We start from the raw sequence: 19515 nt of genomic DNA, 5'->3' as shown, positions 1-19515 counted from the left end.
AGCGGCGACGCGGACGACGGCGGTACAGACCTACGGTTGTGCGTATGACCGAGACGACCACCGGGGGGACAGCCCGGACGCCTGAATTCCGACTGGCATCGGAGGTGATCGCGACCCTGCGCCAGGACCTCGTCACCGATGCCTTCGCCTACCGTCCGCTGCCCCTCGCGGTGGCTCCGGGACGCTTCTCGCGACGGCTCCCCAAGGGGATACGCCGGTATGCGCCGTGGCGGCAGCACGCGGCGGTGGGCGCGCTGGCCTTTGTCGCCGTGCTGTTCACGATGGGCGGGCAGTCGAGCTACCTGGGCGATCTGGGCCGGCTGGTCATGGGTCTGATAGCCGCGGTTCCGGTCCTGATGACGCTGGTGCGGCCGGTGGGCGCCTGGTGGGCGGCCGTCGCGATGACGGTGGTGCTGGCCGCACTCGGCGGCGGCGACAGCTGGCCCTGGACCCCGGGCGCCTTCTTCTCCTACATCGTGGTCATGGTCCTCGTCACGCTGCGGACCGGCCCGCGGGTGGGGGCCTGGATGTGGGCGCTCACCCTCGCGCTGGGCACCGCGTTGTCCGTGGTGTTCAACGGCGAGTGGGGGTCGAACATGCCGGAGATGGCGGTGACCTCGGCGTTCGCCCTGGTGATCGCGGGCAGCATCCAGATACGCCGGCACGCCAAGGCGGAGGTCAGCGCGCAGCAGGAGGTCACGGCCGTCGAGCGGGACAAGCGGACGCTGCTGGAGGAGCGGACCACCATCGCGCGGGAGTTGCACGACGTGGTGGCGCACCACATGTCGGTGGTGGCGATCCAGGCGGAGGCCGCCCCGTACCGGGTGAAGAACCCGCCGCCGGAGCTGGAGGCGGCGTTCGTCACCATCCGGGAGAACGCGGTGGCGGCCCTGACGGAGCTGCGGCGGGTGCTGGGTGTGGTGCGCTCGGCGGACTACGAGGCTCCGGACGCCCCGCAGCCGACGCTGGCCTCGCTGGACGGGCTGCTGGCGAATGTACGCGAGGCGGGGCTGAGCGTGGAGAAGACGGTCACGGGTGCGGTGCGGGAGCTGCCGCAGGGCGTGGAGCTGTCGGCGTACCGGATCATCCAGGAGGCCCTGAGCAACGCTCTGCGGCACGCGCCGGGCGCGGCGGCCGGGGTGGAGGTGTCGTACGTGCTGGGCGGTCTGGGGATACGGGTCGTCAACGAGGCGCCGACCGGGGATGTGCGGCCCTCGCCGGGGGCCGGCCACGGGATCACCGGGATGCGGGAGCGGGTGGCCATGCTGGAGGGGGAGATGACGGCCGCGCGGACGGAGTCCGGCGGGTACGAGGTCGCGGTGTTCATACCGGTGCGCAACCGGTCCGAGCCGGTGCCGGAGCCGCGGGAAGGGACGGCATGACGATCAAGGTGCTGATCGTCGACGACCAGATGATGGTCCGTGAGGGGTTCTCGGTTCTGCTGAACGCCATGGACGGCATCGAGGTGGTGGGCGAGGCGGTCGACGGCCGGGAGGCCATCGCGCAGGTGGCGGCGCTGCGGCCGGACGTGGTGCTGATGGACATCCGGATGCCGCAGATGAACGGCCTGGAGGCGACGCGGGAGATCGTGGCCGCGGACACGGACGCGAAGGTTCTGGTCCTGACGACCTTCGACCTCGACGAGTACGTGTACCAGGCGCTGCGGGCGGGGGCTTCCGGGTTCCTGCTGAAGGACGCTTCGGCCCGTCAGCTGGCCGACGGGGTAAGGGTGGTGGCGGCCGGCGAGGCGCTGCTGGCGCCTTCGGTGACGAAGCGGCTGATCGCGGAGTTCTCGAAGATCTCCGAGGCGCGCAAGCTGGCGGATCCGGCGGGGGTGGGTGAGCTGACGGAGCGGGAGACGGAGGTGCTGATCCTGATCGCGCAGGGGTTGTCCAACGCGGAGATAGCCGACCGGCTGATCGTCGCGGAGTCGACCATCAAGACCCATGTGAGCCGGATCCTGGTCAAGCTGGGCCTGCGGGACCGCACGCAGGCGGCGGTATTCGCCTACGAGACCCGGCTGGTGACACCGGCTTGATCCGTAGGGTGGGGCAGGAAGAGCCCTTAGTCTGCGGGGATGGGCTTTGATCCGTGGGATGCCGCGTTCGTCGCCGATCCGTACCCGGCGTACCGGGAGTTGCGGGAGCGGGGGCGGGCCATCTGGTGGGAGGCCACCGGGCAGTGGCTGGTGCCGCACTACGCCGATGTGAGTGCGCTGCTGCGGGACCGGCGGCTGGGGCGGACCTACCTCCACCGGTTCTCGCACGAGGAGTTCGGGCGGGAGGCGCCGCCGCCCGAGCACGAGCCGTTCCACGTGCTCAACGGCAACGGCCTGCTGGACCTGGAGGATCCCGCGCACGCCCGGGTGCGCAGGCTGGTGGCGAAGGCATTCACCCCGCGGACGGTGGAGCGGCTGGTGCCCTCCGTGCGGCGGATGGCCGGGGAACTGGTGGGACGGCTGCTCGCGGACGGGGGCGGAGACCTGCTCGCCACCGTCGCGGAACCGCTGCCGGTGGCCGTGATCGCGGAGCTGCTGGGTGTGCCCGAGTCGGACCGGGGGCTGCTGCGGCCCTGGTCGGCGGACATCTGCGGGATGTTCGAGCTCCGGCCGGACGAGGAAACGGCGCGGCGCGCGGTGCGGGCGAGCATCGACTTCAGCGCGTACCTGCGGGGGCTGATCGCCGAGCGGCGCACGCGCCCCGGGGAGGATTTGATCTCCGGACTGATCGCCGCCCACGACGACGAGGGACGGCTCAGCGAGCAGGAAATGATCTCCACTTGCGTCCTCCTGCTGAACGCCGGGCACGAGGCCACCGTCAACACCACGGTCAACGGGTGGTGGGCGCTGTTCCGCAACCCCGATCAGCTCGCCGCGCTCCGCGCCGGCCACGACCCCGAAAAGTTGTCCACAGCTGTGGATGAACTCATGCGGTACGACACTCCTCTGCAGATGTTCGAGCGCTGGGTGCTGGACGACATCCGCGTCGGCGACACCGAGATCCCCCGCGGGGCCGAGATCGCACTGTTGTTCGGTTCTGCGAACCGGGATCCCGCACGCTTCGAGGACCCCGACGCGCTGGACCTCGAACGGGCCGACAATCCGCACCTGACCTTCGGGGCCGGGATCCACTACTGCCTTGGGGCGCCGCTGGCGCGGCGGGAGCTGGAGGCCTCGTTCGGGGCGCTGCTGGCGGACGGGATCCCGCCCCTGCGGCTCGTGGAGGAGCCGCAGTGGCAGGACGGGTACGTCATCCGCGGGCTGAAGAGCCTGCTCGTGGAGTTCTAGCGCGCATCCGCCAGGCCGCCGGCCACCGTCAGGCCCCCGCCAGGGCGGTCAGGGCCGGGAGCGGGGCCCGCGGCAGCGGTTGCGCATCCGGCAAGCCCGGGCGGGTGGGCGAAGGGCGCCGTCAGCGGGGCAGGGTCAGCGTCCACGCCCCGGGGCGCAGCGTCCACGTGCGACGGCGGACCGGGCCGGTCATCGCGCCGTCGGCGCGGTAGCGGAAGTCCGCGCCGGACACCGTCACCGTCTTCGCCCGGGCCGTCACCGTCGAGCCGCCGAAGCCGACGCCCGTGCGCACCGCGACCTCCGCCGGTTCCCCGTCGCCCCGCGTGCGTACCGAGACGTCCGCCACAGGCTGGTCCACATCGGCCAGCAGCACCCCGTCGGCCTCCACCCGCAACCGGTGGTGCCCGCCGCCCCCGCCGCCCGCCGCCACCGGGCGGACCAGCGTCCGCACCAGCGAGCGGTACGCGCTCCACACCGACGGCCCGGCCGGCCTGGGGACCCCCCGCTCCGGCCCCCGCAGCGGCGGAATCCGCAGCCCGCCCAGCACCACCCCGTCACTGTCGTCGACCAGCAGGTCGCACATCCGCGCCGAGCCGTCGAGCACGGCGCGGGCCGCCGCCACCGCCGACTCGGGCACACCCAGCGACCTCGCCAGCGCCAGGGACCCCACCGGCCCCACCGGGACCAGCGCCAGCGCGCCCTCACCCAGCCCCCGCTCCCGGTGCAGCAGCCCCACGGCCCGCACCAGCGCCCGGTCGTCGCCCACGATCACCGGCTGCCGATGGCCCCGGCGGGCGAGTGCCCGCGCGAATTCCTCCTGCGAATCCGGGAGGCAGATCTTCGCTGCCGCGCCCGCTGACAACACATCTTTCGCGATCCGCACGGACTCGCCGTCAAGACGGCGGGCGACCGGGTCGACGAGCACCAGCAGACCGCCTACCGGCGCGCCCGCTTCGCTCATGGTGGGCTCTGGAGCCGACACCTCGGTCCTTCCTCGGGTAGCATCTTTGTGCAAGAGGCCCTTGCGCTATTGCGCCAGGGCCTTCGTCTATTCCGGGGCAACCCGTCCGACGGCTCAGCCCGCGTACATCGTCGTACGTCCCCCTGACCTTGGACATGCCCCATCCGGAAGAGGTGTACGCCTGTGCCCGCTCTTGTGCTGCTCGGAGCTCAGTGGGGTGACGAGGGCAAGGGAAAGGCCACCGACCTGCTCGGTGGATCCGTTGACTATGTAGTGCGCTACCAGGGCGGCAACAACGCCGGCCACACGGTCGTCGTCGGCGACCAGAAGTACGCACTGCACCTTCTCCCTTCCGGCATCCTCTCCCCCGGATGCACACCGGTCATCGGTAACGGCGTCGTCGTCGACCCGGCCGTCCTGCTCTCCGAGCTGCGCGGTCTCAACGAGCGCGGCATCGACACCTCCAAGCTGCTCATCAGCGGCAACGCGCACCTGATCACGCCGTACAACGTCACCCTCGACAAGGTCGGCGAGCGCTTCCTCGGCAAGCGCAAGATCGGCACCACCGGTCGCGGTATCGGCCCGACGTACGCGGACAAGATCAACCGCATCGGCATCCGGGTCCAGGACCTCTACGACGAGTCGATCCTCACCCAGAAGGTCGAGGCGGCGCTGGAGGGCAAGAACCAGCTCCTCGCGAAGCTCTACAACCGCCGCGCGATCGACGCCGCCGCGATCGTCGAGGAGATGCTCCAGTACGCGGAGCAGATCAAGCCGTACGTCGCCGACACCACCCTGATCCTCAACAACGCGCTGGACGAGGACAAGGTCGTGCTCTTCGAGGGCGGCCAGGGCACCCTGCTCGATGTCGACCACGGCACCTACCCCTTCGTCACCTCGTCGAACCCGACCGCGGGCGGCGCCTGCACCGGTACCGGCGTGGGCCCGACGAAGATCAGCCGTGTCATCGGCATCCTCAAGGCCTACACGACCCGCGTCGGCGCGGGCCCGTTCCCGACCGAGCTGTTCGACCAGGACGGCGAGGACCTGCGCCGCATCGGCGGCGAGCGCGGTGTGACCACCGGCCGTGACCGTCGCTGCGGCTGGTTCGACGCGCCGATCGCACGTTACGCCACCCGCGTGAACGGCCTCACCGACTTCTTCCTCACCAAGCTGGACGTGCTGACCGGCTGGGAGCAGATCCCGGTCTGCGTCGCGTACGAGATCGACGGCAAGCGCGTCGAGGAGCTCCCCTACTCGCAGACCGACTTCCACCACGCGAAGCCGATCTACGAATACCTCCCCGGCTGGTCCGAGGACATCACCAAGGCCAAGACCTTCGAGGACCTGCCGGCGAACGCCCAGGCCTACGTCAAGGCCCTGGAGGAGATGTCGGGCGCCCCGATCTCCGCGATCGGCGTGGGCCCCGGCCGCACCGAGACGATCGAGATCAACTCGTTCCTCTAGGTAGCAGCGGCACGAAGGGGCGGTGCGCCGTACGGCGCACCGCCCCTTCTGCGCGTCGGCCGTCGGGCTCGGCGGGCGGGGTCCGGGTCTGCGGAAATATGATGGGCACGTCCTTTCGGGCGGCGGAAGCAGGGATGGATGCACCATCGTCGGAGCCTTCCATGAGCCGGCGCCGTCCCCCTCGGGTGGCCAGCGCCGATTTGCTGAGCATGCTCGGCCGGCTGACCGCGCAGGCGCGGCAGGGCGTGGAACTCCAGCAGGCCCGGGTGGAACTGGCCGAGGCCCTGCAGCGCGAGATGCTGCCCACCACGCTGCCCTGCCTGCCGGGGCTGCGTACGGCTGCCCAGTACTCGCCCGCCCGGCACGGCCTGGACATTGGCGGCGACTGGTACGACGGGTTCCGGCTGCCGGAGGGCGCCCTCGCCTTCTGCATCGGCGACGTACAGGGGCACGATGTCGACGCGGCCGCCTTCATGGGGCAGGTCAGGATCTGCCTGCGTGCCGTGGCGGCGGTGGTCGTCGACCCCGGGGAGGTGCTGAGCCGGGCCAATGAGGTGCTGCTCTCGATGAACCGCGACCTCTTCGCGACCTGCAGCCTGCTCCGCTTCGACCCGGACACCTGGGAGCTGGAGAGCGCCCGGGCCGGTCACGTCCCCGCGGTGTGGGCCACGGTCGACGGCCGGTACGGCATAGCCGAGGACAACGGCGGGCTGCCGCTGAACCTCGTGCCCGGGTCGGCGTACGCGGTGACCCGGCGGCGGCTGACGCAGGCGGGATCGATCGTCCTGCTCACCGACGGCGTGGTCGAGGGACCGCGGTTTCCGCTGGAGGTGGGGCTGGAGCGGGTGCTCCGGGTCGTACGGGAGGCGGCGGGCACCGACCCCGCCGAGCTCGCCGCCGAGGTGATGAAGGTGGCCGATTCGACGGGCCACGCCGACGACGCCGCGGTGCTCGTCCTCAGCCACGACGCGGCCGGACCCGCTCAGGCGACCGCCCCGGCGACCGCCCCGGCCACCGGTCCGGAACCGGAGCGTGGACCGGAGCGTGGACCAGGACCGGCACCGGCACCGGCAGCGCCCGCGGCACCCCATGACCCCGCATAGCGCGTGTCACGCCCCACCCCGGCCCTGGGCTGTTGTCTGATGCTGTAGTGCGCACCGAGCGATGGCGACGATGGCGGCGGCCGGCCGAAGTACTCGTGCTGATCCTCGCCGTCGCCGTCGCCTACTACCTCGGTGGGCGGATCGGCCTGCGCCAGAGCGTGACCGTCGACGACGCCCAGGTCACCCCCCTGTGGCCGCCCACCGGTATCGCACTGACCGCCCTGCTCTGGCTGGGCCCGCGGGTCTGGCCGGGGATCTCCCTCGGCACCTATCTCGCCATCGAACGCATCAGCGACTTCGACCTCAGCGACATCGGCATCGTCGCGGGGAACACCCTCGCGCCGTTGTGCGCGTACCTGCTGCTGCGCCGGGTGGACTTCCGGCTGGAGATGGACCGGCTGCGGGACGCGCTCGCGCTGGTCTTCCTGGGCGGCCTGCTGCCGATGCTGATCAGCGCGACGGCCGGGACCTGCACCCTCGTCCTCACCGGCGACCTGCCGTGGAGCAGCTTCTGGCCGGTGTGGTCGGCCTGGTGGGCCGGGGACGCCATGGGGGTGCTCGTACTGACCCCGCTGCTGCTCGTCCTGCGCCGGGCCCGGCTGCCCCGGGACGACTACCGGCTGGTCGAGGTGACGGCCCTGGCGGTCACGTCCGTGATCGTCTCCCTCGTGGCCACCCGCAGCCACCTGTCCGTGCTCTTCCTCGTCTTCCCGCTGCTGATCTGGGCGGCCGTACGCTTCCAGTTCGCCGGGAGCGCGCCGGTCGCCCTGCTGATCTCGGTCCTGGCGATCTCGGCCGCGAACGACCACGCCGGACCGTTCGTCGACTACGGCCTGCTGGAGCTCATGGTCAACCTGCAGGCCCTCAACGGAGCGGCCGCCCTGACCGGGCTGCTGCTCTCCGCGCTGGTCACCGAGCAGAACAACGTACGGCTGAGGATCGAGCAGGTCTGTGAGGACCTGGCCGACCTGGTGGAGCACCTGGCGCCGGGCGGCAGGCCAAGACCACCCGAGCACTGAGCGCCCCGGGGAGGCCGTCCCTGGGGGGGCCGTCACCGGGGCGCTCGGCGGTGGGTCAGTTGGTCTCGTAGTAGCCGAAGATGTCGACGACGAGGTCGGTGTTGTCCCAGCCCTGGTTCCAGTAGTCGACGATGCCGTTGTTCCCGGCGCCCGCCTGGACCAGGTTCGGGACGGTCTTGCCGGCCGTCCAGTTCAGGGTCGAAGCGGTGGGACGCGCCGGGAAGACCTGCTTGCCGTCCCGGTACTGGTCCCGTGTGTTCGGGTCCGGGGCGACCGACAGGAAGCCCGTACCGGCGGTGTTGGTGACGGTGGTGTTCAGCACGTACCCGGCGATGCCGGGCTCGCCCGCGGACAGCGCCTGCCAGACGTAGCCGCGGCCCTGCATCGGACCGTGGGGCCAGCGGGGGTCGCGGGTGTCGAGGAGCCGGACCGACTTGATCGGCATGTAGGCGGCCTTGCTGTCGCGGCTGTAGAAGCCGACGACATCGACGATCACGTCCGTGCCGGCCCAGGCGCCGTTGCGGACGTTGATGCTGCCGTCGGAACCGACGGGCACGATCACCGCGTTGGCGATCGTCTGGCCCGCGGTGAAGTTCACGTTGGACGTGATCGGGACGCTGCCGCCGCTCGGGAAGACGGACAGGTGGCCGGCCTCCTTCGGGTTGGTCACCGTCACGTTCAGCGCCACGGCCGTGACGCCCTCCGGAACACCGCGCAGGCCGCTGATCCGGGTGCCGAAGGTCTTCTGTCCGGGCAGCTGGCCGCGGGTGGTGCCGAGGCCCTCGCGGGTGTCGACGAAGCGGACCGGGGTGACGGGGGTGTAGCCGCCGGCCTCGGTCCGGGTGAAGTAGCCGGTGACGTCCGCGATCAGGTCGACCGACTGCGGGCCGCGGTTGGCCAGCTCGACGTAGCCGTTCTTGCCGACCGGCACGATCACCAGGTTCGGGACGGTCTGGCCCGCCTCGAAGTTCACGTTCGAGGTGGTCGGCTGCTCGGTGCCCTCGGCGAAGGCCGTGATGTGGCCGGCGCTGGTGGTGTTGGTGACGGTCACGTTGAGGGCGACGGCGGTGACCCCCTCCGGTATCCCGCCGTTGCCGCCGACCTTCACCCGGGTCGAGCCGTACGGGGCGACCTTGCCCTGGGCCGCGCCGGTCCCGTCGCGGGTGTCCAGCAGACGGGTCGGGGCGTACGGGACGAAGTCCGAGCCGGCGGTCATGAGCTGGAAGGTGTTGACGACCTCGGCCTGGTTCGCCGGGTCCGTGACGGTGACCTTGACGGTGTACTCGCCGAGTTCCACGTAGGTGTGGCTGCTCTTCAGGACGGTCGATCCGTACGCGTCCAGGCCGTCGGTGCTGCCGTCACCCCAGTCGACGGTGACCTTCAGTGTGGAGTCGGCGCTGATGACGGTGGTCTCCAGGTCGAACGCGTGGGCCGTGGTGGCCGCGGCGTTCAGGACGAGGGCCAGGTCGGGGTTGCCGGCCGCCTGCTGGGCGGAGACCCCGCCCTTGGCGCCGGGCAGGGTCGTGCGTACGGAGCGTTCCGCGGGGCTCTTGAAGGTGTTCAGGTTCGGTGCCGCGGCCTTGGCCAGGTCCACGGCGGGCGCGCTCACCCCCGGCGCGACCGGCTCCACGGCCTGGGCCATGCCCGGCGCGAGACCGACGGTTGCCGCGATGACGGCGACAGAAATTACGAGACGGCGACAGCGCACCGATCCCCCCATTTTTGAACGTGCTCAGGTCTGGGCTCCAGAGTACATAGATCTTCGCCCGCGGATGGCGAATACCTGTGCGACCCAGGGGAGTTGGCGCGTTTCTGTCCCGAACTGATCCCTATGCCCGCCTGCGCGGCGGCCGCTACCAGGCCAGCTGGGAGATCTCCTCCGCCACCACCGCGCAGGCGTCCGCCGCCGGGTCGATCAGCGGGAAGTGCCCCACCCCGTCGAGCAGGGTCAGCCCCACCATCTCGCCCGCCTTCGCGGCCGCCGCCACGTACGCCTCGGCCACCTGCTGCGGGACCACGATGTCGTCCCGCCCCTGGACGACGGCTGTTGCGATGCCCGTCGGCAGCAGGGACGCCGGGTCGGCGGAGGGCAGCCGCTCGTCCCAGTGGTCCGCGCCGCCCAGCAGCTGCGCGCTCGCACCGCCGCACACGCCCAGCTCCTCCGCCACCGCGAAGTCCGCGATCGGCGCCAGAGCCACCACCCCGCGCAGCATCGGCGGGGCGGGCAGCCGCCACGGGGAGCCGTACGGAAGCATGTGCCGGGCCGCGGCCCACAGCGCAAGGTGGCCGCCCGCCGAGTGGCCGGTGACGACCAGGCGGCGGACGTCGGCCTGCGGCAGGGCGGTCGCGGCGAGGCCCGGAAGGGCGTCCATCGCGGCGGCGACGTCGTCGAAGGTCTCCGGCCAGCGCCCTGCGACCGGCGCCTCGGCGTTCTGGTGCGGCAGAGAACTGCCACGCCGGTACTCGACGTTGGCGACGGCGAAACCGCGCCGGGCCAGGAAGTCCGCGAGGGGGGTGGTGTGCTGCCTGTCGTAGGGCGCCCGCCACGCTCCGCCGTGCAGGACCACCACCAGCGGGACCGGGCCCGCGGTCTCGTCTCGGGGGGCGTAGAAGTCGACGACGTGGTCGGGGTGTTCGCCGTACGCGGCCGTCGCGTCCGGTGCGACCGCCGGGTGCGCGAAGGCCGAGGCGGCCTCGGCGGCGTCCCGTTCCACGGCGGCGGGGTCCGTCATCGGCTCAACCTCTCGGTAACGCGTGGGACAGCGGGGACAGATGTTCCGGTGTTCCGGCAGAGCGGGACCGTATCAGTCTGGAACAGGCGGTTTCGTGCGGGGCCCGGAATACGACAGGGCGGACGGAGCCATGGCCCCGCCCGCCCTGCGATGTGACGTTTCGCTACCGAGTCACCCGAAAATGTGACCCAGCGTGCGCGCGGCGCGCTCCGCGTCGGCGAATCCGACGTAGAGCGGGGTGAAGCCGAAGCGCAGGACGTCCGGTGCGCGGAAGTCGCCGATGACGCCGCGGGAGATGAGCTCCCCCATGACCTCACGGGCGTTCTCGGTGCGCAGCGAGACCTGGCTGCCGCGGCGCTCGTGCTCGGCCGGGGTGACCGATTCGACCAGGCCCTGCGGGACGTACGCCGCCACGCATTCGAGGAAGAAGTCGGTCAGGGCGAGGGACTTGGCGCGCACCGCCTCGACGCGGACGCCGTCCCAGGCGTCGAGCGCCGCCTCCAGCGCCAGCATGGACAGGATGTCCGGGGTGCCGACGCGGCCGCGGGTCGCGCCCCGCGCCGCCTCGTAGGCCGGGGTCATCGCGAAGGGGTCCGCGTGGCCGTTCCAGCCGGGGAGGGGGGAGTCGAAGGCGTCCTGGTGACGGGCGGCTATGTACAGGTACGCGGGAGCGCCGGGGCCTCCGTTGAGGTACTTGTACGTGCAGCCGACCGCCAGGTCGACGTCGTGCGCGTCGAGTCCCACGGGCAGGGCGCCCGCGGAGTGGCAGAGGTCCCACACCGCGACCGCCCCGGCGGCGCGGGCCGCGCGGGTGAGGGCCGGCAGGTCGTGGAGCCGACCGCTGCGGTAGTCGACGTGGTTGAGGAGGACCACGGCGGTGTCCGCGTCCATCGCCTCCGCCGCCTGCGAGGGGTCGACCGGGACGACGGTCAGCCCCGTCAGCCGGGCCGCCGACTGCGCGATGTAGCCGTCGGTGGGGAAGGTCGCGGAGTCGACCAGCAGCTTCGTCCGGCCGGGAGCCGCGAGGCGGGCGGCGCCGACCAGTGCCTTGAAGAGGTTGACGCTGGTGGAGTCGCCGACGACCACCTGGCCGGCGGCGGCGCCGATCAGCGGGGCGATCTTGTCGCCTATCCGCTCGGGCGCGGTCCACCAGCCGCTCTCGTCCCACGAGCGGATCAGGAGCTCGCCCCACTGCCGGGCGACGACGTCCGCGGTGGTCGCGGCGACACCGGCCGGGAGTGCGCCGAGGGAGTTGCCGTCCAGGTAGACGACGCCGTCGGGCAGGGTGAAGCGCCCGCGCAGCTTCGCGAGCTCGTCGGCGGCGTCCAGAGCGGCCGCGCGGTCGCGCAGCTCGGCGGCGCGGCCGTGCAGCTCGGCCGCGCGGTCCGTGGAGGTCTCAGACATGGCTGCGCGCCGTCCAGAGCTCAGGGAAGACGTTCTTCGCCGCGCGCTTCTCCAGCCAGGCCACGCCGGCGGAACCGCCCGTGCCGGTCTTCGCGCCCATCGCGCGGCGGGTGGCGACCAGGTGGTCGTTGCGCCAGCGCCAGACGAGCTCGGCGACATCGGTGAGGACCTCGCCGAGGCGGTGGAGGTCCAGGTTCTCGTCCGGGGAGGCGTACAGGCCGGTCCAGACGGCCTCGACCTCGGGGGAGGCCTCGTAGCGCAGCGACAGGTCGCGGTTCAGGACGGACTCCGGGACCGGCAGGCCGCGGCGGGCCAGGAGGCGCAGCACCTCGTCGTAGAGGCTGGGCTCCTGCAGGGCCTTCTCCAGCTCCGCGTGGACGCGCGGTGCGCCCCGGTGCGGGACGAGCATGGAGGCGGACTTGTCGCCGAGCAGGAACTCCATCCGGCGGTACATCGCCGACTGGAAACCGGAACCCTCGCCGAGGGCGCCGCGGTAGGAGTTGAACTGCGCCGGGGTGAGCTGGGCGAGCGGGCGCCAGGAGGCGTTGAGGGCCTCCAGCTCACGAAGGGAACGTTTCAGCGCGTCCATCGCGACCGGGATGCGGTCCTCGCGCAGAGCCTTCGCGGCGGTTTCCCACTCGTGGACGATGACCGTGAACCACAGCTCCATGACCTGGGTCGTGACCAGGAAGACCATCTCGCCCGGGTCGTCCGAGCGGAGCTGCTGGAGATGGGTGAGGACGTCCGCCTGGACGTAGTCCTCGTACGGGGTCGTGCCGTCGAAGTCGAGGTTCGGGGTGTCCCCGCCGACTCCGGAGGCATCAAGGGTGTTCGACATCGCTGTCTCCTCGACACGTGCTTCCGGGTAGCGGTCCGCTCCTTCCGTGAGGTGAGTGGAGCCCCGGTCCCCTGCCCGCATCATAGGACCCCGTCACGCCGGCGCTCCAGCGGGGAGTGACACAGACCACACAACACGCCCGTGTGCCACTCCCCGCTGTACCGCTTCAGGCGCTCAGCGTGTCCGCGGCCGTCGGGGACGAGTCACGCAGGAAGGTCGTGCAGCGCTCGTACTCCTCCTTCTCGCCGATCGCTCCGGCCGCGCGGGCCAGGGCGTGCAGGGCGCGCAGGAAGCCACGGTTCGGCTCGTGCTCCCACGGGACCGGGCCGTGGCCCTTCCACCCGGCGCGGCGCAGCGCGTCGAGACCGCGGTGGTAGCCCGTACGGGCGTAGGCGTACGACTCCACCGTGCTGCCGGCGGCGAAGGCCTCGTCGGCGAGGACCGCCCAGGCGAGGGAGGAGGTGGGGTGCGCGGCGGCCACCTCGACGGCCGGGGTGCCGGCGGCGATGGCCTCACGGCCGGGCTCGTCGGGGAGGTGGGTGGGGGCGGGGCCCCCGAGCAGGTTCTGGTGAATGGACATGCCCCCAGTCTGCCGGGTGCGGTGATCCGCAGAACCCGCCGTCCCCTGGGCACCCCCCTCCCGCTGGATGCGGAGGCCCGCTGGATGCGGAGGCCACGCGGGACCTCAGTGCCGCGGCACGCCGGGTGAGGAGAGCGCGCGGGACCTCGGTGTCGGCGGCACGCCGGGTGCGGAGGCCGCGCGCGCCTCGGCACCCCCGCCCCACCGGATGCGGGAAGCCACGCGCGCCCCCGGGCGGCGCCACGGCCCCGCCGGATGCGGCGGGTCCGGGGCCCATGCCCCTTCGGCGGTGCCGCGCCGCCGAGGGCCGCCCCGCGGGGCAGCGGCGGGGCGGCGGGGCGGTTCAGCGGGTTCCCCGCCCCCGGCGGCAGGGTGGTGTGCAGTCGGGCCACCTCCCGGATCCGCGCCCGCGGGCTGCCGCGCAGCGGTACGTCGTAGCCGACGCGGTGAGCGTGGACCCATGCCGGCGTCGACGGACTCCCGCGCCTTGGACTCCTGCGGGCGCGGGGTCAGTGCTCGGCCGCGTCGTAGCCGCGGTCCCGGTCCTCGGACGCCAGTGCGGCGTCCTGGATCGCCGGGCGGGTGCGCACCGCACGGGCTGCTTCACACAGGCGTAAGGCCCGGCCTCCGTCCTGGGACGGGGGCCGGGCCTCCTGTGCGACTGCTGCCGCGGCGGCGGCTCCGGCGGCGGCGGTCGGCTACTTCAGCTTGGTACCGCTGGAGCGCAGGTTCGCGCACGCCTCGGCGACGCGCGCGGCCATGCCCGCCTCGGCGGCCTTGCCCCAGGTGCGCGGGTCGTACTTCGACTTGGTGCCGACCTCACCGTCGACCTTCAGGACACCGGCGTAGTTGCTGAACATGTGGTCCACGACCGGGCGGGTGAAGGCGTACTGGGTGTCGGTGTCCAGGTTCATCTTCACGACGCCGTTCTCCAGCGCCGTGGCGATCTCCTCAGCCGTGGAGCCCGAACCGCCGTGGAAGACGAAGTCGAACGGCGAGGCCTTGCCGAACTTCTCGGCGACACCGGCCTGGAGGTCCTTGAGGAGCTCGGGGCGCAGGACGACGTTGCCCGGCTTGTAGACGCCGTGGACGTTGCCGAAGGAGGCGGCCAGCAGGTAGCGGCCCTTCTCGCCCAGGCCCAGGGCCTCGGCGGTACGGATAGCGTCCTCGACGGTGGTGTAGAGCTCGTCGTTGATCTCGTGGCTGACACCGTCCTCCTCGCCTCCGGTCGGGGTGATCTCGACCTCAAGGATGATCTTCGCCGCCACGGCCTTGGCGAGCAGCTCCTGGCCGATGGCCAGGTTGTCGGCCAGGGTCTCGGCGGAGCCGTCCCACATGTGCGACTGGAAGAGCGGGTTCAGACCGCGGGCGACGCGCTCGGCGGAGATGTCCAGGAGCGGACGTACGTAGCCGTCCAGCTTGTCCTTGGGGCAGTGGTCCGTGTGCAGGGCGACGGTGATGTCGTACTTGGCGGCGACGATGTGCGCGAACTCGGCCAGGGCGACGGCGCCGGTGACCATGTCCTTGTTGTACTGGCCACCCAGGAACTCCGCACCACCGGTGGAAATCTGGATGATGCCGTCGCTCTCGGCCTCCGCGAAGCCCCGCAGCGCGGCGTGCAGGGTCTGGGACGACGTCACGTTGATGGCCGGGTAGGCGAACTTGCCTGCCTTCGCCCGGTCGAGCATCTCGTTGTAGACCTCGGGGGTTGCGATGGGCATCTGTCCGCTCCTTGGGTGTGCGGGGAGTGTGCTTATTGCGGGCCCTGACCTGGGGGCGACGTCATCGTCGCGCCTATCTTTCCAGACTCCGCGCAGGGGTCCAGCCCGCCGGTCTCACGTGGTGGGCGAACGGCCCGGGATGTTTCACGTGAAACATCCCGGGCCTCGGGGAAAGGTCAGGTCAGACCGGCCTCAACGGCGGCCGAGGACCTTTGTCGCCCGTTGTCGCGGTGGCCGGTCAGGACAGCCCGAGGTCCTCAAGGCGGTAACCGGTGAGGTAGGGCAGACCCGCTTCGGCGATCGCGTCGGCCGCGCCGCGGTCGACGATCGTGGCGACGGCGACGACCTCGCCGCCGGCCTCGCGGACGGCCTCGACGGCGGTCAGCGGGGACCCGCCGGTGGTCGAGGTGTCCTCGACCACCAGGCAGCGCTTGCCCTTCACATCGGTGCCCTCGATGCGCCGCTGCATGCCGTGCGCCTTCTGCGCCTTGCGGACGACGAAGGCGTCCAGGCGCTGACCGCGCGCGGCGGAGGCGTGCAGCATCGAGGTGGCGACCGGGTCGGCGCCGAGGGTCAGACCGCCGACGCAGTCGAAGTCGAGCTCGGCGGTGAGGTCGAGCATGACCTGGCCGACCAGCGGGGCGGCCTCGCCGTCGAGGGTGATCCGGCGGAGGTCGATGTAGTAGTCGGCCTCCCGGCCGGAGGAGAGGATCACCTTGCCGTGCACGACGGCCTTGTCCTTGATCTGCTGCAGAAGCGCATCCCGTACGTCACTCATGGCGACGAGCTTAGTTGCGGGCCAGGTCCTGTCGTCAAAGTGGCGTCGGTCAGGCCCGCGGCGTCCGGTGCCGTGCATCGCACGGCGGAGGGGCGCCCGTGTACTGGACGTACTCGGGCGCTCCGACAACGCGGCGAGGTGCCGCGCCGGACGCCGCGGGCCCGGTGAACCTTTCCGGCCACAGCACTAGACGAGCCGGCGCCATGTCCAGGTCGTGGAGACCTCCAGCGGGTCCACAGGGGTGACCAGGCGCGGAGCGGTGTTGATCCCGTTCGGCGGGCCGGACTGCGGCTCGACGCAGACGGCTTCGGCCTCCTCGTCGTAGACGACCACCCATTCGGACCGGCTGGTGATGCGCAGCTCCAGCGTGCCGGGCCAGGTGAGGGTGACGTCGACGCCGTCGGGCATGCCGAAGCAGTCGTCCCAGGGGCCGGGCCGCCGGTCGATGCGCTTGCCGGTGGGGAGGTGGTCGGCGCCGCGCTCCTCCTGCCAGGCGGGGTCGAAGGACAGCTCCACGTCCTGGCCGCCGAGGTTGCGCAGGAACCAGGGGTGCCAGCCGGCCTGGGCCGGGAAGGAGTCTCCGTACGTCTCGACGCCCATGGTGAGGGTCAGCGAGTCCTCGGCGAGCGTGACGACCTGGGTGACCCGGCCGGGGGTCGGCCACGGGTCGACGAGGTCGTAGGTGAATGCGGCCTCGGTGGCGGTGGCGCCGGCCGGCCGCCACCGCGCGTCACGGCCGAAGCCGTGGAGGGCGTGCGGCGGATGGTCGAGGGGCATCTGGTGCACGGTCGCACCGTCGTGGAAGCGGCCGTCCTTCATGCGGCCGCACCACGGGACCATCGGGAAGGCTCCGTACCGCGGTCCCTGGCGCAGCAACTCGGTCCCGTCGATGCGCAGACTGCTGATCCGGCAGCCGCTCTCCTGGTCGACAGTCACTTCGGTGCCGCCGACGCTCAGTTGCGTACTCATGCGGTCGACCCTAGGCCGATCATGCCGCGCTCGCGGAAGCCGCAGGTCAGCGGCGGCGGCGCAGGGCCCGCCCGATGACGACGGCAGAGGCGAGCGCGAGCGCCGCGGCCGGGGCGATCCAGCGCAGGCTGTCGCCGGTGGTGGTGGCGGCCGGTGCGGGCACCGGGGCGTACCGGCCGCGCGGGGGCGCGTGGTCCACCTCCTCGGCGCTGCGGCCGATCATGGTGCGGCGGGCGTGGGCGGCTTCGGCCGGGGGCCGCGGGGCTCCGCTCGCGTCGAGGTCCTCGAACCCGCCGGCCAGGAACGGGTCCAGAGAGGGATCCAGGGACGGGGGCGGCACCTCGGTCTCGAAGACCGTGGCACTGACCTCGGTGACCTCGTCGCCGGGCTCGGCCGGGCCGTCGGCCTCCGCCGCTTCGGCCTCGGCGGCTTCGGCCTCGGCGACGGGGTCGCTGATCGCGGCCCCGGCGGCCAGCTGGCCGGCGGCCCGGTCGAGGAGCCTGCGCAGGGCGGTGGCCGCGGCTTCGGGGGCGAAGGAGGCGGCGCGCCCGTCGGCGGTGGCCAGGGCGGTGAAGTCCAGCCGGGTCCCGTCGGGGGCCGGGGTCAGCCGCAGGCCGAGGGAGAACTTCACGGTGCCGCTGCCGCGTACCTCCGTGCCCTCGCCCTCGAAGGTGAAGTGGTCGGGGTCCTGCTCGGTGACGGCCGCGGACCCCCGGTAGGTCACGGTGCTCCCGCCGGCCCGCACCTTCAGCCGCCCGGAGAGCGGTCCGACGCCCGTGTCGGCGTCCTGCTGGAGTCCCGGTACGCACCGGGCCACCCGGGCGGGGTCGCGCAGCACGGCGCGGAGGTCGTCTGCCGGTACCGGGACGAACACCTGATGCTCCATGCGGTCGAGCCTACGGCCTGGACCCCACCGGGTCACGAATACCGCGGATGCGGCAGCGTCGACGGCGGAAGTCCGCTCACCCGGGTGCGCTCGGCGTCGCGCGCCGCGTCCTGGAGGGAACCGGTCGACAGCGAGCGCAGCACGGGCGTTTCGCGGTCGACGCGCAACTCGGGCTCCTGGTCGCGGGCGGCCAGGACGAACCCCCAGTCCCGCGGCGGCGCACCGGTCCCCCCGAGGGGCGTGCGGTCGGGTCCGGCGGCGAATCCGGTGAGGCGCCCGCCCGCGCTGTAGGGGGTGGTGCGCAGGCCGGCCGCGCGGAGGGTGGAGTCGACGGTCCAGTACGTACGGGGGCGCGTCGCCAGGGGCCCGGCGTGCACGGCCATCCGGCCGCCGGGGGCCAGGGCCCGCACCGCCAGTCCGTAGAACTCCTGCGAGTACAGCTTCGTGCTGGGGGTGATGCCCGGGTCGGGGAGGTCGGAGACGATCACGTCGAAGCGGTCGTTCGCGGCGGGTCCGCGCAGCCAGTGGAAGGCGTCCTGGGTGACGACGGCCAGGCGCGGGTCGGCGAACACTCCGGCGTTGAGCGCGGAGAGCATGGGATCGGTGCGGGCGAGGCGGACCACGCCGGGGTCGAGCTCGACGACGGTGACGGAGGCGACGTCCCGGTAGCGGAGCACCTCGCGGGCGGCGAGGCCGTCGCCGCCGCCGAGGACGAGGACACGGGCGTGCGGGCCGGTCATCGCGGGGTGGACCAGGGCCTCGTGGTAGCGGTACTCGTCGTAGCCGCTGACCCGCAGTCGTCCGTCGAGGTACAGGTCGAGGGAGCGCGGGGATCCGGTCGCGGGGCCGGTGAGCACCAGCTCCTGCACCCCGGTCTGGACGGCGACCCGCACCTCGGAGCCGTAGACGGCGCGCCGGGCGAGACGCTCGAAGTCGTCGGCGAGGACGGTCGCTGAGGCGAGCACGACGAGGACGGTCAGGTTCGCGGCGATGAGCAGCCAGCGGCAGCGGCGGCTGAGGTCGTGGCGGAAGAGCCACAGGACCAGGCCGCCGCCGACGACGGCGTTGACGGTGCCGGTGAGCATGGCGCCGGTGAGCTGGCCGAGCATCGGCAGCAGCAGGAAGGGGAAGGCGAGGCCGCCGACGAGGGCACCCACGTAGTCGGCGGCGAACAGGTCGGCGACGGCGCCGCCCGCGTCCTGTCTGCGGATGCGCTGGATGAGGACCATCAGCAGCGGGATCTCCGCGCCGACGAGCATGCCGATGGCGAAGGAGAAGGCGACGAGTGCCGGCCGGGACTCCCCCAGCCAGGCGAAACTCGCGTACAGCGCCATGGCGGAGAGTCCGCCGAGGAGGGCGAGCCCGGCCTCGATGACGCCGAAGCCGAGGGCGGGCCGGTGCCGGAAGCTTTTGGCGAGCAGGGAGCCGACGCCCATGGCGAAGACCATGACGGACAGCACGACCGACGCCTGGGTGACGGAGTCGCCGATGAGGTAGGTGCCCAGGGCGAGCAGCTCCAGCTCGTACACGAGCCCGCAGGCGGCGCAGACGAACACGGTGGCCAGGACCAGGAGTCGGCCGGTCCGGGGCCGTACGGGCAGGGCGGCCGTGACGGTCTCGGTGCCTCCCGGCTCCGGAGCCGGGAGGACCCGGCGCGGGACGGAACGGTCGATCATGAAGCGAACCGTACGTCACCGCCCACTCGCATCCGGTCACCCACATGGGTGTAAGTGGTGCGCCGATCCGGCCAGTTGGCGTAACCACATCGCGC

Annotated in this window: 17 protein-coding genes; 6 read left to right on the top strand and 11 right to left on the bottom strand. The window is 72.2% G+C overall.

What is annotated here, in order from left to right; genetic code table 11:
- The first annotated feature begins 44 nt into the window (after positions 1-44).
- The 3 genes from ACFWFZ_RS08600 to ACFWFZ_RS08590 are packed head-to-tail and all read left to right on the top strand — an operon-like array spanning position 45 to position 3286.
- Positions 45-1382, top strand: a complete 1338-nt coding sequence (locus ACFWFZ_RS08600; RefSeq protein WP_387118539.1) for a sensor histidine kinase — start codon at positions 45-47, stop codon at positions 1380-1382.
- Positions 1379-2038, top strand: coding sequence for a response regulator transcription factor (locus ACFWFZ_RS08595; RefSeq protein WP_030648014.1), 660 nt, complete (start codon positions 1379-1381; stop codon positions 2036-2038). The genes ACFWFZ_RS08600 and ACFWFZ_RS08595 overlap by 4 nt, the downstream gene beginning before the upstream one ends.
- 39 nt (positions 2039-2077) lie before the next feature.
- Positions 2078-3286, top strand: a complete 1209-nt coding sequence (locus ACFWFZ_RS08590) for a cytochrome P450 (RefSeq protein WP_387118535.1) — start codon at positions 2078-2080, stop codon at positions 3284-3286.
- A gap of 121 nt (positions 3287-3407) precedes the next feature.
- Here ACFWFZ_RS08590 and ACFWFZ_RS08585 read toward each other — a convergent pair whose 3' ends face one another.
- The gene (locus tag ACFWFZ_RS08585) at positions 3408-4247 is read right to left on the bottom strand and encodes a diacylglycerol kinase (protein ID WP_387119224.1); all 840 of its coding nucleotides are present in this window, start codon (positions 4245-4247) and stop codon (positions 3408-3410) included.
- A 183-nt stretch (positions 4248-4430) separates the two neighbouring features.
- Between ACFWFZ_RS08585 and ACFWFZ_RS08580 the strand changes: the two genes are divergently transcribed.
- From ACFWFZ_RS08580 to ACFWFZ_RS08570, 3 genes are all read left to right on the top strand, one after another.
- Entirely contained in the window at positions 4431-5714 is a 1284-nt protein-coding gene (locus ACFWFZ_RS08580; protein ID WP_030838794.1) for an adenylosuccinate synthase, read from the top strand.
- A gap of 161 nt (positions 5715-5875) precedes the next feature.
- Complete coding sequence (locus tag ACFWFZ_RS08575; RefSeq protein ID WP_387118532.1) at positions 5876-6817, top strand: PP2C family protein-serine/threonine phosphatase; 942 nt, start codon at positions 5876-5878, stop codon at positions 6815-6817.
- 47 nt (positions 6818-6864) lie between these two features.
- Positions 6865-7836 carry an MASE1 domain-containing protein gene (locus ACFWFZ_RS08570; protein WP_387118529.1) on the top strand — a complete coding sequence of 324 codons (972 nt, stop codon included), beginning with the start codon at positions 6865-6867 and terminating at the stop codon, positions 7834-7836.
- A gap of 55 nt (positions 7837-7891) precedes the next feature.
- Here ACFWFZ_RS08570 and ACFWFZ_RS08565 read toward each other — a convergent pair whose 3' ends face one another.
- From ACFWFZ_RS08565 to ACFWFZ_RS08520, 10 genes are all read right to left on the bottom strand, one after another.
- Complete coding sequence (locus ACFWFZ_RS08565; protein ID WP_387118526.1) at positions 7892-9478, bottom strand: PKD domain-containing protein; 1587 nt, start codon at positions 9476-9478, stop codon at positions 7892-7894.
- A gap of 211 nt (positions 9479-9689) precedes the next feature.
- Positions 9690-10568, bottom strand: coding sequence for an alpha/beta hydrolase (locus ACFWFZ_RS08560; RefSeq protein ID WP_387118523.1), 879 nt, complete (start codon positions 10566-10568; stop codon positions 9690-9692).
- A gap of 171 nt (positions 10569-10739) precedes the next feature.
- Entirely contained in the window at positions 10740-11972 is a 1233-nt protein-coding gene (gene kynU / locus ACFWFZ_RS08555; protein WP_387118520.1) for a kynureninase, read from the bottom strand.
- Positions 11965-12810, bottom strand: a complete 846-nt coding sequence (locus ACFWFZ_RS08550) for a tryptophan 2,3-dioxygenase family protein (RefSeq protein ID WP_387118517.1) — start codon at positions 12808-12810, stop codon at positions 11965-11967. Before ACFWFZ_RS08550 ends, kynU begins: the two co-directional genes overlap by 8 nt.
- A gap of 166 nt (positions 12811-12976) precedes the next feature.
- The gene (locus ACFWFZ_RS08545) at positions 12977-13390 is read right to left on the bottom strand and encodes a DUF3151 domain-containing protein (protein WP_257856221.1); all 414 of its coding nucleotides are present in this window, start codon (positions 13388-13390) and stop codon (positions 12977-12979) included.
- 698 nt (positions 13391-14088) lie between these two features.
- Complete coding sequence (gene fbaA / locus ACFWFZ_RS08540) at positions 14089-15111, bottom strand: class II fructose-bisphosphate aldolase (RefSeq protein ID WP_387118514.1); 1023 nt, start codon at positions 15109-15111, stop codon at positions 14089-14091.
- 238 nt (positions 15112-15349) lie between these two features.
- Positions 15350-15889, bottom strand: a complete 540-nt coding sequence (gene pyrE, locus ACFWFZ_RS08535) for an orotate phosphoribosyltransferase (protein WP_030817422.1) — start codon at positions 15887-15889, stop codon at positions 15350-15352.
- 186 nt (positions 15890-16075) lie between these two features.
- Positions 16076-16858: an aldose 1-epimerase gene (locus ACFWFZ_RS08530; RefSeq protein ID WP_387118511.1), complete on the bottom strand. Its 783-nt coding sequence runs from the start codon at positions 16856-16858 to the stop codon at positions 16076-16078.
- 46 nt (positions 16859-16904) lie between these two features.
- Positions 16905-17744: an SRPBCC family protein gene (locus ACFWFZ_RS08525; protein WP_387118508.1), complete on the bottom strand. Its 840-nt coding sequence runs from the start codon at positions 17742-17744 to the stop codon at positions 16905-16907.
- A 32-nt stretch (positions 17745-17776) separates the two neighbouring features.
- On the bottom strand, positions 17777-19420 hold the full coding sequence (locus ACFWFZ_RS08520; protein ID WP_387118505.1) for a polyamine aminopropyltransferase: 1644 nt from the start codon (positions 19418-19420) through the stop codon (positions 17777-17779).
- Between the last annotated feature and the right edge of the window lie 95 nt (positions 19421-19515).

Origin of the sequence: Streptomyces sp. NPDC060232, assembly GCF_042726555.1 — a bacterium.
Classification (GTDB): Bacteria; Actinomycetota; Actinomycetes; order Streptomycetales; family Streptomycetaceae; genus Streptomyces.
Note: the sequence above shows the minus strand (reverse complement) of the source record. Positions and strands in the feature narration are given on the sequence as shown.